The following is a 15,435-nucleotide window of genomic DNA, read 5'->3' as shown; positions in this document are numbered from 1 at the left end:
ACTGCCTTGCACAAAACTGGAAAGCTAGTGTGATCACTGTGGGAGCGGGCATGCCCGCGAAGCAGGCTGCACAGTGGATGGCACGGGCTTCGCCCGTGTTCGCGGGCATGCCCGCTCCCACAGTGATCGTGCAAAATTTCAACGTTCGAGCAAAACAGTTGTCCCGACATAAAAAAGCAGACCGCGTCTGGGTTGAAACCTACGCAAAAAAAACGCCGCTGATATCAGCGGCGTTTTTGAGCACCTCAATGCCTTAGAACGGCATCTTGAAGCCCGGCGGCAGCTGCATGCCGGCGGTCATGCCGCCCATCTTTTCCTGGCTGCTCTGCTCGACCTTGCGCACTGCGTCGTTCAGCGCAGCGGCAATGAGGTCCTCCAGTACTTCCTTGTCGTCTTCATCAGTCGACATCAGGCTCTGGTCGATGCTGACGCGCTTGACGTCGTGACGACCGGTCATCACCACGCTCACCAGACCGCCACCGGACTGGCCGGTGACTTCGGCGTTGGCCAGTTCTTCCTGCATCTTCTGCATTTTTTCCTGCATCTGCTGGGCCTGCTTCATCAGGCCGGCCATGCCACCTTTCATCATGGGGTATACCTCGATTGGGTCATGTGATGCGGCCCGGCACCGGGCCGGCCGCATGGTTATCCATTACTGGCCCTGACTAGCCAGGGCTTCTACAGGCTCAATAGTATCCTGCCGCACCTTGGCGCCGAACAACTTGATCATCTGCTGGATCAACGGATCCTGCTCGATCGACGCGACGGCGTCCTGCTGGCGCTCGGCTCGCTTGCGTGCTGCCGCCTGAGCCGGGGTTTCCTGCTCGGGCAGGATCAGCTCGATGCGCAGGTTCAGCGTGCGCCCCAGGTGCTGGTTGAGCGCTTCGTTCAGGCGCCGCTGCTGGGTGGCGTTGAACAGCGCCCCCTGGCCCGGGTCCAGGTGCAGCAACCAGTCGTCGCCATCCGCGGCAATCAGCGTACAGTTTGCCGCGATGTTGCCTGTCATCCCGGACACAGGCAACTGTGGGAATAATTCCAGCCATTGCAAGGCCAGGCCGGTGGCCGGTTTGGCTGCCGGCAACGGTTCGGCAGCCGGTTTGGACACGTCTTCCTGAACATGTTCGGCCAATTCGTCCAGGTAGCTGAAACCTGCCAGATCGCTTTCGCCACCGTAATAGTCTTCGTCAAGCGGCGGCTCATCGTCGCGCTCCATCCCCACGGCAGCGTAGGCAGACGGGTCGAAAGGCGGCTCGTCGTGTGCCGGGGCGGCCTGTGTGGGCGCCACCGGGGCAACAGGCTCGGGCGCAGGTGCCGGTTCAGGCGCAGGTTCAGCCGCTAACGGCGCGGGTGCAACGGCAGGCTCTTCCCACGGCAGGTCGACCACTTCGGCGACCGGCTCAGGTACGGAGATGGCCTCGGCTTCGGCCTTCAGCTCAACATCTGCCTCGGCCTCCGGCTCATGATCAGCCGTCGCGGGTGCTGGCACCTCCAGCTGCGGGGCTTGCGCAACAGGCTCCGCCGGCACAGCCGCGACAGGCGATGAAAGCGCGACCGGCGCCGCAGCTGCCACCTGCCCTGCAGGATCAGCTGTGGCCTGGCTGATCCCCGTTGGCTTTAGCACCGGCTTCGGTGCGTCGTCCGTGTCTGCCGGGCGGAACGCCAGCATACGCAGCAGCACCATCTCGAAGCCACCGCGCGGGTCCGGCGCAAGGGGCAGATCACGGCGGCCAATCAGGCCCATCTGATAATAGAACTGCACATCCTCGGCCGGCAGCGCCGAAGCCAGCGCCAATACCCGCTCGCGATCACCCTGGCCGTTGTCTACCGCTTCGGGCAGCGCCTGGGCAATGGCTACACGGTGCAGCACATTGAGCATTTCGGCCAGAACGCCCGACCAGTCCGGCCCTTGCTCGGCCAGATTACGCACGGCCTCCAGCAAAGCCCTGGCATCGCCTTCGAGCAGTGCCTGCAAGACCCCATACACCTGGCCATGGTCGAGGCTACCCAACATGGCACGTACATCGGCGGCCAGTACCTTGCCTTCACCGAAGGCGATGGCCTGGTCGGTCAGGCTCATGGCATCACGCATGGAGCCGTCGGCCGCCCGCCCCAGCAGCCACAGGGCATCTTCCTCGAACGGCACGTTCTCGGCGGCCAGTACGTGGCTGAGGTGCTCCACCACCCGCTCCGGGCTCATGTTCTTCAACGAGAACTGCAGGCAGCGCGACAGGATGGTGGCCGGCAGCTTCTGCGGGTCGGTGGTGGCGAGGATGAACTTGACGTAGGGCGGCGGCTCTTCCAGCGTCTTGAGCAAGGCGTTGAATGAGTGGGTCGAGAGCATGTGCACTTCGTCGATCAGGTAGACCTTGAAGCGCCCACGGCTAGGGGCGTACTGCACGTTATCGAGCAGTTCGCGAGTGTCCTCTACCTTGGTACGGCTGGCGGCGTCGATCTCGATCAGGTCGACGAAACGGCCTTCGTCGATTTCCCGGCACACCGAACAGGTGCCACAGGGCGTGGAGGTGATGCCGGTTTCACAGTTCAGGCACTTGGCGATAATACGGGCGATGGTCGTCTTGCCCACCCCGCGGGTACCGGTGAACAGGTAGGCATGGTGCAGGCGCTGGTTGTCCAAGGCATTGATCAAGGCCTTGAGCACATGGGTCTGGCCGACCATTTCGCGGAACGAGCGCGGACGCCATTTTCGTGCAAGAACCTGATAACTCATCGAAAAACCATCGTAGCCTGATCGAGCGGAAGATCGCTAATGCTAGCGGAGCGGGGGCAAAATTGCACCCTGCGCAACTCGTCTAAGCTTGGAATGGCGCATTGTCCAGGGAGGATTGCCTTTGCGAAGACTGCTGGCCCTGTTACTGCTGTGGTCTACAAACAGCCTGGCTGACCAGCCGGTGCTGCGCTTCTCCGTAGCCGAGAGCTGGAGCATGCCCCTGGTACGCATCGAAGGCGATCAGCCAGTGGAGGGATTGCTTTACGACCTGATGCAAGCCGTTGCCAGGCAAGTGGGCGCTCGCCCCGAGTTCCACGTCATGGCCCGCCTGCGCCTGGAGGAGGCCATGAGCAGCGGCGATATTGATGTGCGTTGCTACGTCAGTACCCAGTGGCTCAACGACCGTCCAAGGGATTTTGTGTGGAGTATCCCGCTGATTCATCAGCGCGACGTACTGGTTGGCCGCCCCGGCGACAGCACCCCGATGCCCCCGGAGCAACTGCCACGCCAGGCGATCGGCACGGTGCTGGGCTACACCTATTCAACCCTGCAACCACTGCTGGACAACGGCCAGCTGCACCGTGAGGACAGCCGCAACCAGTTGCTGGTGCTGCAAAAGCTGCAGGCCGGCCGGTACCGCCATGCGGTGAGCAACCAGTTGTCGTTGCAGTGGTTCAACCAAGGGTTGCCAGCGGAGCAGCAATTGCAAGCGCTGGCGGTGCTGGACGAACAGGATTTGGGGTGCATGGTGCGCAACGATCCGGCGATACCGACACAAGGGCTGTTGCGGGCGTTGGTAAGGATGAAGCAGTCGGGGGAGATAGAGCGGATTTTGCAGCGGTATGAAGCGACGGGCGAGCCGGACAGTATGTCTGTGGCCCGCCCCGAAATACCCAGCAAAATGCCGGCACACAGCCAGCGCAACTAACGACCCTGCTCATTTCGCGACCGCTTGCGCAACTGTCTTGCTCAATTTCTAAAAGCTGGCGCGATCCCTGTGGGAGCGGGCTTGCCCGCGAACACGGGCGAAGCCCGTGCCATCCACCGCGCTATATTCTTCGCGGGCATGCCCGCTCCCACAGCATTGTGCGGCACATTCACAATCTCTATCACAAACTCAACGTCACCGGCCTTTACGTTCAAACGCCACGCTGACAGCATCCGCCTGCCCCCAGGCAATCTGCATGGCCCGCAACCCATGCTCCAATAACTGCCTGGTTTCTTCGTCCTGAATACGCTCAAGCGCCCGCCGGCTATCGCTGTAGGCGAACATCAGGTAGTGGGAAACATTCATCAACGCGAACTCCATCGGGACGATGCCTTCGCTGATCGCGCGGGAAAGGGATTTGCCTTGGGGAAGATCGAAGACGTGGGGCGGATCGGGGACCAGTTTTTCATGAGTTCACCATACCGGGCTGATAGCACCCTTTCGCTTCCACACTTAGGGTGACAGTTGTACGCGGGGTGGAAGACCAGGGGTATGGCAAACCCGGCAGGCCCGAAGGCCTCCCACGCACAACCGTCATATCGACAGCCGCCAAACCACCCAGGCTTCCACACCCGATCGCTGAACTGACAGCGACCGAAAAAGCCTAGTGGGCGAGGTTGACCGGGACAATCAGACGGGAGTCGACGGAGATCGTAGGATAATTCGCTATACCTACCTGACATGTAGGAGCTTTCTTCGATTGATATCAGATCCGTCTAAAATTACTCCGACGTGACATACATGACGATCTTGATCGCAATTGGACTACAACACTCACTGGAAGACGGCGGTTTCGCGACCGAACCAAACCGCACACAATCAAGCCCGCCCCCCAGCACCTTCGCCGCAACAGAATAGACAGCCCGATGCATCAGGATGATCGTGAACATCTCGAACTTGAGAAGTTACAAAATGAAGGCCGCAAGTTAAGGGCCGAGGCACAGAAATTTGTAGCGGAAGCGCGTAAGCTCCGGCAGGAGGCGTTCTGGTACCCAATCGCAACGGGTTCAGCAGTTGTCACGACCATAGTTGGCGTAATGGCACTGGCCAGCAAGCTCTGAGCTTCGATTAATCCAGCCACAAGGAGTAACAAATGCACCGCGCCGCCCAGGATCACACCAGAACAGCACTGAATGAAGCAGAAGCGTTCGCCGAAGAAATGCGCAACCTTCGAGCGTCTTCGCCATGGACGGGTGTGCTCCTTTTTTACATCGGCGCAATCTCTACAGGGGTACTGCTGTTAGCAGGCATGCTGATTTTGCGCTCGCTCTGACCCAACTCCCTGCCGTCACACCAAAGCAAGTAAACCCGCACTCAAGAACAACCCCACACCAAACACAAAATGCGTGGCCAGGCTCTTCAGGCAGTTACGCGCAGGCGTCGGCGTCCTGGACGAAAAGAACCCTGCCCCCATCGCTGGCTGCATGAAGCACAGCGGCGCCACGGCTGTACCCACACCCACAACTACTGCAGGTAAAAGAGTAGGCGACCGCAACCAGCCCTCCCCTACGATCACAACCAGCAGCATCGCGAAAAGCACGCCGGTGGCGTAGTGAATCACCCATCCCCACGCCAACTCATTTTGCACCGGTTCCGCTTTGGCAATCGCCTGATGAGAAACACGCCCGCCTAGCAGGTGCCCCGCCCAACGTCCGACCATGGCGAAATTCAGCGTTGCGATACCTAACCGCCTCAGCAGCAACCCCCACAGGTCCATCACTACAGTGGCACCAATGCCAATCGGCAATGCAGCTAGAAACATCGCAGTAAACGTCATTTGAACAAGCCCTCGAAGGTTGACGGTCATTACCATGCCGCGCAGCATAGAAGTTGAAGTCAACTTCAAGTCAAGGGCCCGAAATGGACATTGCCGACGTCGCCAAACGCACTGGCGTACCTGCATCGACACTGCGTTACTACGAGAAGAAAGGCTTGCTCAAGTCCTTGGCCGGGCGCGGCCAGCGTCGACAGTTTGCAGCCGATGTGGCAGACCGGTTGGCGCTGATCGCCCTGGGGCAGGCTGCGGGGTTTTCGCTGGATGAAGTGGGGGCGATGCTGGTGGACCTGCAGGTCGACCGGCAGATGCTGATGGCCAAGGCGGACGAGCTGGATGCGCGGATCAAGCGGTTGCAGGCGATGAGCAAGGGGTTGCGGCATGCCGCGCAATGCCCTGAGAAAGATCATCTGGCATGCCCGAAATTCCAGCAGCTGATGAAGCTGTCGGCGGCGGGAGCATTGGGCGAAAAGCAGGCAAGAACGAAGGCGTTCGTTACAGATTGAGGTTTTCCGACCCCAGAAATGGAGGCGGCCCCACCAGCCACACCCCGGCACTCGATGTTCCCGCTATGGCTGCTCCCTTCCGGGCCTGACCAGGTTAACGGGTAATCAATGCGGGGGGACCGATGGGGCCACCACTACATGTCTCGCTGAGCAGCGAGTGGCGCCATTGTACCGGTCTTGGGCGCAGATACAACCTCTAGGTTGGAAAAAATCATCATTTCTCAATGACTTGTCCTGTCCGAGGTGTTCGCACACACCTTTACGGCTCCGACAGACCGGCTACCGGGATTGAAAGCAAATCGGTGGTGATCTTACGACTGCCTGACATTCAAACCACGGACCTGGTGAATCAAGGCATGTTCCGTAACTCCACGATTGTAGAATCCCCATTTTGGCGTATTGCCTGTGGTATCCAGGGTACGGCACTTGAAGATGTACCCAGGGTCTGGCGCCTCATCCTGATCAATGGCGAAGGCCTGTGGGTAGCCATTAAAATTCAAAAGCAAATAACCTAGCTCCCGATCCGTTGAAAGCTGGACGGCCAGTTGAATGCGCTGCCAAACATCAGCCTGGACAGGAGTCGACCATATGAACAACCACTTTTTCTCGACATTGGTCGGATCATCACCTGGTGTGGCATGGATAAGTTCCAGCCGACCATTATTCACCCTCAGGAGAAAAGGGTAGTTCTGATGACCACCGCTGAAAGATTTCCATTGAAAAATGACGAAAGGCCTGCCTGCTACGTTATCCACGGAGGAGAACTTGCTCGACCACGAAAAAGTGTAACGCTCCCCATCAAAAAAATTATGCCTGGCCCCATTGCTCACCACTCCATTGGCCTCACAACGATAGTCATCTGGGTCTGATGGTGTAGACGGCTTGTCGAATCGCCATACCAGCCCCTCGCCAAGGTCGACGGCGCTCAGACTTCCGGACATAGTTTCAAATGAATAGAACTTATCATCTGGAGACTGCCCAACCCTCTCAGGCCCAGCACACCAGGAAAACAATTGACTTGTGTTGGCATTCATATAAGCACACCCACCTAGCATTGAAAAAACAGCGCCTTGGATCAAAGCACAAGTGGACGTTAGCACTGCGCTGAAGCACCTCACAACTAGCAGAATTACCAGGACCGACACGACAGCTAGATTCCATATAGCCCAGCCCTGGCGCGAATCGCCACTAGCCCCCTATGTACAATCCAAACTCAGAAAACAACGCTTCAGGTAATTTTGGCGAAAGCGGATACCAGGACAGATACCCATAGATTTGCAAGGGCCGCGCAAACAGATAATACGCATCCACACTCTCTAATTACGTAAACGCAGCAATTCAAGAGCGGTTAAACCATGCCTTTTCAAATATCCGAGGCAGACAGCAGTAAGTATTTGACTGACAGGCAGGTGAACTGTGCCACGGTCAGGCCGCCAAGGGGCCACGGCAATGTAGGTGGTGACGCTGAAATTCAGGGGCCGCTTTGCAGCCCCTTGTCGACACGAGGGACGCGCGCAGGGCTCTAGACAGTGATGCCCTGCCCGGCCAGGAAGGTGACAAAGGCATCTTCGTCCAGCACCTTCACACCCAACTCGGCCGCCTTGGCCAGCTTCGAGCCTGCCCCAGGCCCAGCCACCACGCAATGGGTCTTGCCAGACACCGAGCCGGCAACCTTGGCCCCAAGGCTTTCCAGCTTGTCCTTGGCAATGTCGCGGCTCATGCGCTCCAGCGTACCGGTCAGCACCCAGGTCTGGCCGGCCAGCGGCAAGCCTTCGGCCACCTTCTTCTCGCTGCTCCAGTGCATGCCGAACGCCAGCAGCTGGGCTTCGATGTCCCGGGCCAGTTTCTGGTTCGCTTCATCCTTGAAGAACTCACGCACTGCGTCGGCCTGCTTGGCCGCCAGGGCCTGGCGCAGGTCAATGCCGTCGGCGGCGATGATCTTGTCCAGGCTGTCGAGCCTGGCCACCAACTTCTCGGCACCGGTCGGGCCGACGGAGGCAATGTCGAGCTTGGCGATCATCCCGGCCAAGGTGGTGCTGGCGGCAAATTCGGCAGCCAGCTCACCTTCGTCCTGCAACTGCATACCGCTGTCGAGCAGCTGCTGGATAACCTTCTGGTTGTGCTCGTCTTCAAAGAAATTGTGGATCTCGTAGGCCACTTCGAGACCGATGTCCGGCAAATAGGTCAGCACCTGCGGCAATGCCTGCTGCACGCGCGCCAGGCTGCCCAGCGAGCGGGCCAGCACCTTGGCGGTCTCCTCGCCGACATCCGGGATGCCCAGCGCGTAGATGAAGCGCGCCAGGCTCGGGCGCTTGCTGGCTTCAATGGCATCCAGCAGCTTCTGGGTAGACACCTCGGCGAAGCCTTCCAGGCCGACGACCTGCTCGAACTGCAGCTTGTACAAATCAGCCGGCGAGCCGATCAGGCCTTCATCCACCAACTGCTCGACGCTCTTCTCACCCAGACCGTCGATGTCCATGGCACGGCGCGACACATAATGAATGATCGCCTGCTTGAGCTGGGCGCCACAGGCCAGGCGGCCGACACAGCGGTACACCGCACCTTCGCTGGTGGTTTCCTTGCCCTTGCTGCGCTTTACCAGCCGGGTACGCTCGACCTGCGAGCCACAGACCGGGCATGCGCTTGGCACCTCTACCGGGCGGGCGCCTTGCGGACGACGCTCCAGCACCACCTGCATCACCTGCGGGATCACGTCGCCGGCCCTGCGAATGATCACCGTGTCGCCGATACGCAGGCCCAGGCGGGCGATTTCGTCCATGTTGTGCAGGGTGGCGTTGGACACCGTCACACCGGCCACCTTGACCGGCTTCAGCCGCGCCACAGGCGTTACTGCACCCGTACGGCCAACCTGGAACTCGACATCCAGCACCTCGGTCAGCTCTTCCATGGCCGGGAACTTGTGGGCAATCGCCCAGCGCGGCTCACGGGCGCGGAAGCCCAGCTCGCGCTGGGCGGCCAGGCTGTTGACCTTGAACACTACCCCGTCGATCTCATACGGCAGGCTGTTACGCCGCTCGCCAATGTCGCGATAGTAGGCCAGGCACTCTTCGATGCCCGCCGCATGTTTGAGCTCGCGGCTGATCGGCAGGCCCCAGGCCTTGAGTTGTTCGAGGATGCCGATGTGGCTGTCGCCGATACTCTCGGACACCTGGCCAACGCCATAGCAGCAGAACTCCAGCGGGCGGCTGGCGGTAATTTTCGAATCCAGCTGGCGCAGGCTGCCAGCGGCAGCGTTGCGCGGGTTGGCGAAGGTCTTGCCACCGGCCTCGGCCTGGGCGGCATTGAGCCGGTCGAAGCCGGCCTTGCTCATGTACACCTCGCCGCGCACCTCCAGCACTGCCGGCCAGCCCTTACCCTGCAACTTGAGCGGGATGTTGCGCACGGTGCGTACGTTGGCGCTGATGTCTTCGCCAGTGGTGCCGTCGCCACGGGTGGCGCCCTGCACCAGCTGGCCGTCGCGGTACAGCAGGCTCACGGCCAGGCCATCGAGCTTGGGTTCGCAGCTGTAGTCGACCGCGCCCGGCTGATCGAGGCCTTCTACCACGCGACGGCCGAACTCACGCAGGTCGGCTTCTTCGAAGGCGTTGCCCAGGCTGAGCATGGGCACTTCGTGGCGTACCTGGCTGAACGCCGCCAAGGCAGCTCCACCCACACGCTGGGTGGGCGAGTCGGGGGTTACCAGGTGCGGGTGTTCAGCTTCCAGCGCCTTGAGCTCGTTGAACAGGCGGTCGTATTCGGCATCAGGCACGCTGGGCTCGTCGAGCACGTAGTAGCGATAATTGTGCTGATCGAGCTCGGCACGCAGTTCGAGGATACGGGTTTCGGCGGTCATGGGATTTGTCTTCTCTTGCAAAGCAAAAGAGCAGCTTGGGGTGGTGCGTGGGGTTCCAGGTGTCTGTTGACTGTGCCAGCCTCTTCGCGGGTAAACCCGCTCCCACAAGGGCGTCACATGCCCTAGGGCGGTGATGTACCTGTAGGAGCGGGTTTACCCGCGAAGAGGCCGGCACAGGCAACGACGATACCCGAACCGGCCAGCACGCCCTCAGGCTGCTCTTTCGTCTGGATCTGTCAGCGCTTCTGGGTTAGCGCACGGCGCTCGAACTCGACGATACGCTGGCGGTAGTGCTCGATGGTCTGGGCGGTCAGCACGCTGCGCTGGTCGTCCTTGAGCTCACCGTTCAGTTCGTGGGCCAGCTTGCGTGCCGCGGCAACCATCACGTCGAAAGCCTGCTTCGGATGACGTGGGCCCGGCAAGCCGAGGAAGAAGCTCACAGCGCGAGTGCTGAAGTGATCGATGTCGTCCAGGTCGAACACGCCAGGCTTGACTGCGTTGGCCATCGAGAACAGCACCTCGCCGTGACCAGCCATGCTCTCGTGGCGGTGGAAGATGTCCATTTCGCCGAAGCGCAAGCCGCTTTCCAGGATGTTCTGCAGCAGCGCCGGGCCCTTGAAGCCACCCTCGTCGCGCGAGATCACGCTGATGACCAGCACCTCTTCGGCAGGCGGCAACTCCTTGACGCTGTTGCTGGCAGGCGCTGCGCCGCTGCTACGGTTGTTGTCGGCGGCAAAGTCGTCATCGCTGTCGGAAAACAGGTCGGGCTCGCGCGGCTCGGCGCTCAGGTTCAGGTCACCCTGGTGCACATCGGCAGCCGCACTGGCACGCTTGCCGCGCTTGCTGGCCTTGACCGGCTTGGGCTCACGCTCGCGATCACGCGCAGACGCGCTGAGCGACGGCAGGTCGCTTTCGTCCAGCTCAGGCTCCTTGTGGGTATCGAGCACTCGCGACGGGCCGAGCACTTCGGCACTGCCACCCTCTTCGTCCGGCAGGTTGGAATAACTGCGATCCAGACGGAATTTCAACTTGCCTTTCCCGCCGCGCATGCGGCGCCAGCCGTCGAAAAGAATCCCGGCGATAACAATGATGCCGATGAGGATCAGCCACTCGCGCAGACCGATTTCCATGTAATCCCGTGCCTCTATAAAAATATGCTTGAAAACAAAGGGTTCAAAGCCCTTTAACACGTGGCGCCAACTCTATGTTCTGACAGGCGTTTTACCCACGCAAAAAACGAGTGACATTAAGCTAGCACGACCAAAGACAACTTTACACCGTCTGTCGCACACGGCGGGGCATTTCGCTGTAGAATGTGCCCCTATCGTCGTGCATCAAGCGTCGACCATGGCCATGGCCGCCTCCACATCAACCGCAACAAGGCGTGAACAACCTGGTTCATGCATGGTCACCCCCATCAATTGGTCCGCCATCTCCATGGCAATCTTGTTATGGGTGATGTAGATGAACTGCACGCTTTCACTCATTTCCTTGACCAGACGCGCGTAGCGCCCGACGTTGGCATCGTCCAGCGGCGCATCGACCTCGTCGAGCATGCAGAACGGTGCGGGGTTCAACTTGAAGATGGCAAACACCAGCGCCAAGGCGGTCAGTGCCTTCTCGCCGCCGGACAGCAAATGGATGGTGCTGTTCTTCTTGCCCGGTGGGCGCGCCATGATCGTCACCCCTGTATCGAGTAAATCTTCGCCCGTCAGTTCCAGATAAGCGCTGCCACCCCCGAAAACTTTTGGGAAAAGTGCCTGTAATCCGGCATTTATCTGATCAAAGGTATCCTTGAAGCGGTTGCGGGTTTCCTTGTCGATCTTGCGGATGACGTTTTCGAGGGTCTCCAGCGCTTCGACCAGGTCGGCGTCCTGGGCGTCCAGGTAACGTTTGCGCTCGGACTGCTGCTCGTATTCTTCGATGGCCGCCAGGTTGATCGCCCCCAGGCGCTGGATGCGCGCTTCAAGCTGTTCCAGCTCCTGCTCGGTGCCCTGCTCGCTGGCCTCGGCTTCCAGGGTGGCGAGCACGCCTTGCAGGTCATAGCCGTCGGCCAGCAACTGTTCCTGCAAGGTCTTGCGCCGCACATCCAGGCCTTGGCACTCCAGGCGCAGCTGCTCCAGTTGACCACGCAGCAGCTGGGCCTGCTGCTCGGCCTGGGTGCGGCGTTTTTCGGCATCGCGCAGTTCGCGGTCAGCTTCGTCCATGTGCAGGCGAGCCAGGCGCATTTCCTCGTCGACGCTCATGCGCCGCTCCAGCAGCTCCTCCAGCTTCAGACGCAGTTCTTCCTGCGGGGCTTCACCCTCCTCCAGGTTCAGGCTCAGTTGTTCCTGGCGTTCGGTCAGGCGCGCAGCTTGCTGCTCCAGACGCTCCAGCGCCTGGCGGGTAGAGTCGTGCTGGGCACGCAGCGACCCCAGGCGCACCGCCAGCTGGTGAGCGTGGTCCTTGTGCTGGCGGGCCTCCTGACGCACCCGGTCAAGGCTTTCGCGCAAGGTATCGCGGCGGGCCATCAACTGTTCGCGCTGCTCGGTGTCCTGGGCCATGAGCTCCAAAGCCTCTTGCAGCAGCAGGCGCGCTTCGCCCAGTTGCTCGTGTTCCAGAGCGCGCTGTTCTTCCAGCTCGCTCAGCTCTTCCTGCAGGCGGCGGCGGCGCAGCTCGACCTGCTCGGCGCGCGCGCGGCTGGCCGAAAGACTGGCCTTCAGTTCGCCGTGCAGGCGGTTTTCATCCTGGGTGCGGCGGCGCAACTGTTCGCGCTGCTCCTCCAGGTCCAGTTGCTGCTCGCGCAGGGCCTGCAACTGTTGATCGAGTTGCTCCAGCGCCGCTTCCTGTTCCAGTTGTTCCTGGCCCAGGCGTTCGATTTCCTGGCCGCGCGCCAGCACGCCGCCTTCGGCCTCGCCACCCCGGCGTACCCGCAGGAAGTGCCGGCCGACCCAGTAGCCATCGCGACTGACCAGACTCTGCCCTTCGCCGAGCGATCCGCGCTGCTCCAGTGCCTGAGCCAGGTCTTCCACAGGCCTGACCTGGCCCAGCCAGGGCGCCAGGTCGATACGGCCCTCGACCTTCTCCAGCAAGCTGCCGGGCAACGTCGCCCCCGCGCCGACGGCCAGCAACAAGCGCAGCTCACCCTGTTCCAGGCCGGCAAAATCGAGGTCGTTGAAATCGTCCACCAGCACAGCCTGCAGATCGGCGCCAAGCACCGTCTCTACCGCCAGCTCCCAACCCGGCTCCACCCGCAAGCCTTCGGCCAGCCGCGGCTGTTGCTCCAGCCCTTGGCCGTGCAGCCATTGCGCAGCACCTGCGCCCGGCTCCAGGGCGGCCTGCTGCAAGGCTTCCAGCGAGGCCAGGCGCCCACCCAGGCGCTGCAGGTCGCCCTGTGCCTGCTGTTGCGCCTGGGTGGCCTGCTGCAGTTGCTCGCGCGCGCTTTCCAGGCGCTCGATCACCTGCTCTTCGCAGAGCTGCAGTTCTTCCAGCAGCATTTCGCTGCTGGCCAGTTGCTCGGCCAGTTCGAGCATGGCGGCATCCTGCGGGTCGCTGCCCAGTTGCTCGCGCTCCTCGACCAACTTGCGCTGGCGCTCGGCCTGGCGCTCAAGGCTGGTTTCCAGCTGCTGCAGGCGCGCCTGCTGCACTTCGGCCTGGCGGCGCGGTTCGGCGGAGCGGCTGTTGAAGCTGTCCCACTGTTCCTGCCAGCCGTGCATGCCCAGCTCGGCCTCTTCAAGCGCGGCAGCGGCTTCCTCGGCAGCAGCCAGGGTCATTTCCTGCTCGGGTTCGAGCATGGCCAGCTCTTCGCCCAAAGTCGCCAGCAGGGTGCGGTCGTGCCCCAGGTGCGATTCGGTTTCCAGGCGTGTGCGCTCGGCTTCCTTGAAGTCGTCCTGCAACTGCCGCAGGCGCTGCTGGCCGTGCTGAATGCTCTGCTCGACCCGGGCGATGTCACCGGCAACCGAGTAGAAACGGCCCTGCACCTGGTTGAAGCGTTCGGACAGTTCGTGATGACCGTCGCGCAGGCGTTCGATACTGGCATCGGCATTGCGCTGCTCGGCCACCAGTGCCTCGTGAGAAACGCCCTGATCACCGATCACCGATTCGCGCTGGCGTACTTGTTCGTCCAGGTCTCGCCAGCGCAAGGCAGACAGGCGCGCTTTCAGCTGCCGCTCCTGAGCCTTGTACTCACGGTACTTTTCGGCTGCCTGGGCCTGGCGATGCAGACGCTCCAGCTGGCGCTCGAGCTCTTCGCGCAGGTCGGTCAGGCGCGCCAGGTTTTCCTGGGTGCGGCGGATGCGGTTCTCGGTTTCGCGGCGGCGCTCCTTGTATTTGGAAATGCCAGCCGCTTCCTCGATGAAATTGCGCAGCTCCTCGGGCTTGGCCTCGATCAGCTTGGAGATCATGCCCTGCTCGATGATCGAGTAGCTGCGCGGCCCCAGACCCGTCCCAAGGAAAATATCCGTGATGTCACGCCGGCGGCACTTGGTGCCGTTGAGGTAATAGCTGTTCTGCCCGTCGCGGGTAACCTTGCGGCGGATCGAAATCTCGGCGTAGGCGGCATACTCGCCGACCAGGGTGGTTTCGCTGTTGTCGAACACCAGCTCGATACTGGCCTGGCTGACCGGCTTGCGGCCACTGGAGCCGTTGAAGATGACGTCGGTCATCGACTCGCCGCGCAGGTTCTTCGCCGAACTCTCGCCCATCACCCAACGCACCGCGTCGATGATATTGGACTTGCCGCAGCCGTTTGGGCCGACCACGGCCGCCATGTTGCTGGGGAAGTTGACCGTGGTCGGGTCGACGAACGACTTGAACCCGGCCAGGCGAATGCACTTCAGGCGCATCGGTCAGCCTCTGGCCAGTGCCGCCAGCACCAGTTCGCAGCTGCGCTGGCCATAGGCGGTGAGCACCTCGCGAATGCGCGGCAGGTCACGCGAGACCACGGCTTCGAGCAAGCGGGCGAACAGGTCGAGATAGTCGATCATGTTGGCCTGGCGCTGGTCCAGCGACAGGTAATAGGCACGGCTCATGGCCGGCTGCAGGTTTTCCACGGTTTCCTGCAGGAACGGGTTGTCGGCGAACGGATAGGCCGCACGCATGACCGCAAAACTGTCGGCGACGAAGGTCTTGATGTCGAGCTGGTCATGGGCACGCTGCAGCCGCTGCTGGATTTCCAGAAACGGGCGCAGGTCGGCTTCGGTGCGCCATTTTTGCGCAACCGCATTGCCCAGCAGGATGTAAAACTCGCCCATCAGTGAGCACAGGCTGCGAACGCTGCGTTCGTCCAGCTGGGTCACATGGGCGCCCCGGCGCGGCAGGATCGCCACCAGATGGCGGCGCTCGAGGATCAGCAGTGCTTCGCGCACCGAGCCGCGGCTGACGTTGAGCGCCTGGGTAACTTTCTGCTCCTGGATACGTTCGCCTGGCGCCAGCTCGCCGCGGATGATGCGTTCGGCCAGGTAATCGGCAATCTGCTCGGAGAGGCTGTCCGGGGCCTTGAACGTCATGGTTTTCCTTCAAAATCATTGAACTGGGCACAAGGGGCGAATTGTAGCGTACTTGGGCGGTAATCGCGCAGAGGGGCCAGGTGGTTTATTTGACCTGTCA

At 61.3% G+C, this 15,435-nt stretch carries 14 protein-coding genes and 1 other RNA gene; 5 read left to right on the top strand and 10 right to left on the bottom strand.

Going from position 1 to position 15,435, the window contains the following annotated elements; genetic code table 11:
- Nucleotides 1–50: 50 nt before the first annotated feature.
- Nucleotides 51–257: a hypothetical protein gene (locus ACF8FB_RS09165; protein ID WP_161775057.1), complete on the top strand. Its 207-nt coding sequence runs from the start codon at nucleotides 51–53 to the stop codon at nucleotides 255–257.
- Here ACF8FB_RS09165 and ACF8FB_RS09160 read toward each other — a convergent pair.
- Both ACF8FB_RS09160 and dnaX read right to left on the bottom strand, forming a co-directional pair.
- Complete coding sequence (locus ACF8FB_RS09160; RefSeq protein ID WP_003254305.1) at nucleotides 254–589, bottom strand: YbaB/EbfC family nucleoid-associated protein; 336 nt, start codon at nucleotides 587–589, stop codon at nucleotides 254–256. The genes ACF8FB_RS09165 and ACF8FB_RS09160 overlap by 4 nt on opposite strands.
- A gap of 63 nt (nucleotides 590–652) precedes the next feature.
- Entirely contained in the window at nucleotides 653–2,728 is a 2,076-nt protein-coding gene (gene dnaX, locus ACF8FB_RS09155; RefSeq protein WP_392511238.1) for a DNA polymerase III subunit gamma/tau, read from the bottom strand.
- Between the two features lie 121 nt (nucleotides 2,729–2,849).
- Between dnaX and ACF8FB_RS09150 the strand changes: the two genes are divergently transcribed.
- The gene (locus tag ACF8FB_RS09150; RefSeq protein ID WP_392511237.1) at nucleotides 2,850–3,656 is read left to right on the top strand and encodes a substrate-binding periplasmic protein; all 807 of its coding nucleotides are present in this window, start codon (nucleotides 2,850–2,852) and stop codon (nucleotides 3,654–3,656) included.
- A gap of 195 nt (nucleotides 3,657–3,851) precedes the next feature.
- Here ACF8FB_RS09150 and ACF8FB_RS09145 read toward each other — a convergent pair whose 3' ends face one another.
- Nucleotides 3,852–4,118, bottom strand: a complete 267-nt coding sequence (locus ACF8FB_RS09145) for a hypothetical protein (protein WP_392511239.1) — start codon at nucleotides 4,116–4,118, stop codon at nucleotides 3,852–3,854.
- 464 nt (nucleotides 4,119–4,582) lie between these two features.
- On the opposite strand from ACF8FB_RS09145, the gene ACF8FB_RS09140 reads away from it, so the two are divergent.
- Complete coding sequence (locus tag ACF8FB_RS09140; protein ID WP_020193510.1) at nucleotides 4,583–4,777, top strand: hypothetical protein; 195 nt, start codon at nucleotides 4,583–4,585, stop codon at nucleotides 4,775–4,777.
- A gap of 32 nt (nucleotides 4,778–4,809) precedes the next feature.
- Nucleotides 4,810–4,989 carry a hypothetical protein gene (locus ACF8FB_RS09135; RefSeq protein ID WP_010955016.1) on the top strand — a complete coding sequence of 60 codons (180 nt, stop codon included), beginning with the start codon at nucleotides 4,810–4,812 and terminating at the stop codon, nucleotides 4,987–4,989.
- Between the two features lie 15 nt (nucleotides 4,990–5,004).
- Here ACF8FB_RS09135 and ACF8FB_RS09130 read toward each other — a convergent pair whose 3' ends face one another.
- Complete coding sequence (locus ACF8FB_RS09130) at nucleotides 5,005–5,493, bottom strand: DUF2938 domain-containing protein (RefSeq protein ID WP_049588270.1); 489 nt, start codon at nucleotides 5,491–5,493, stop codon at nucleotides 5,005–5,007.
- Between the two features lie 83 nt (nucleotides 5,494–5,576).
- Here ACF8FB_RS09130 and ACF8FB_RS09125 point away from each other — a divergent pair, with 83 nt between their 5' ends.
- Entirely contained in the window at nucleotides 5,577–5,996 is a 420-nt protein-coding gene (locus tag ACF8FB_RS09125) for a helix-turn-helix domain-containing protein (protein WP_010955018.1), read from the top strand.
- Nucleotides 5,997–6,024: 28 nt separating this feature from the next.
- On the opposite strand, the gene ffs is transcribed toward ACF8FB_RS09125, so the two are convergent.
- The 6 genes from ffs to ACF8FB_RS09095 all read right to left on the bottom strand — a co-directional run bounded on the left by ffs (nucleotide 6,025) and on the right by ACF8FB_RS09095 (nucleotide 15,335).
- Nucleotides 6,025–6,121: signal recognition particle sRNA small type (gene ffs, locus ACF8FB_RS09120), an RNA gene on the bottom strand.
- 186 nt (nucleotides 6,122–6,307) lie between these two features.
- Nucleotides 6,308–7,030: a heparin lyase I family protein gene (locus ACF8FB_RS09115; protein ID WP_350298131.1), complete on the bottom strand. Its 723-nt coding sequence runs from the start codon at nucleotides 7,028–7,030 to the stop codon at nucleotides 6,308–6,310.
- A 488-nt stretch (nucleotides 7,031–7,518) separates the two neighbouring features.
- Nucleotides 7,519–9,849, bottom strand: coding sequence for an NAD-dependent DNA ligase LigA (gene ligA, locus ACF8FB_RS09110; RefSeq protein WP_350298132.1), 2,331 nt, complete (start codon nucleotides 9,847–9,849; stop codon nucleotides 7,519–7,521).
- A 236-nt stretch (nucleotides 9,850–10,085) separates the two neighbouring features.
- Nucleotides 10,086–10,979 (bottom strand): cell division protein ZipA, encoded by an 894-nt coding sequence (gene zipA, locus ACF8FB_RS09105; RefSeq protein WP_049588192.1) that lies wholly within the window; start codon nucleotides 10,977–10,979, stop codon nucleotides 10,086–10,088.
- A gap of 204 nt (nucleotides 10,980–11,183) precedes the next feature.
- A complete protein-coding gene (gene smc, locus ACF8FB_RS09100) occupies nucleotides 11,184–14,672 on the bottom strand; it encodes a chromosome segregation protein SMC (RefSeq protein ID WP_010955021.1) in 3,489 nt (1,162 codons plus the stop codon).
- Between the two features lie 3 nt (nucleotides 14,673–14,675).
- Nucleotides 14,676–15,335: a GntR family transcriptional regulator gene (locus ACF8FB_RS09095; protein WP_010955022.1), complete on the bottom strand. Its 660-nt coding sequence runs from the start codon at nucleotides 15,333–15,335 to the stop codon at nucleotides 14,676–14,678.
- Between the last annotated feature and the right edge of the window lie 100 nt (nucleotides 15,336–15,435).

The organism is Pseudomonas sp. yb_2, from assembly GCF_043103905.1.
GTDB classification, from domain to species: domain Bacteria; phylum Pseudomonadota; class Gammaproteobacteria; order Pseudomonadales; family Pseudomonadaceae; genus Aquipseudomonas; species Aquipseudomonas alloputida.
This window is presented reverse-complemented; position numbering and strand designations above follow the sequence as displayed.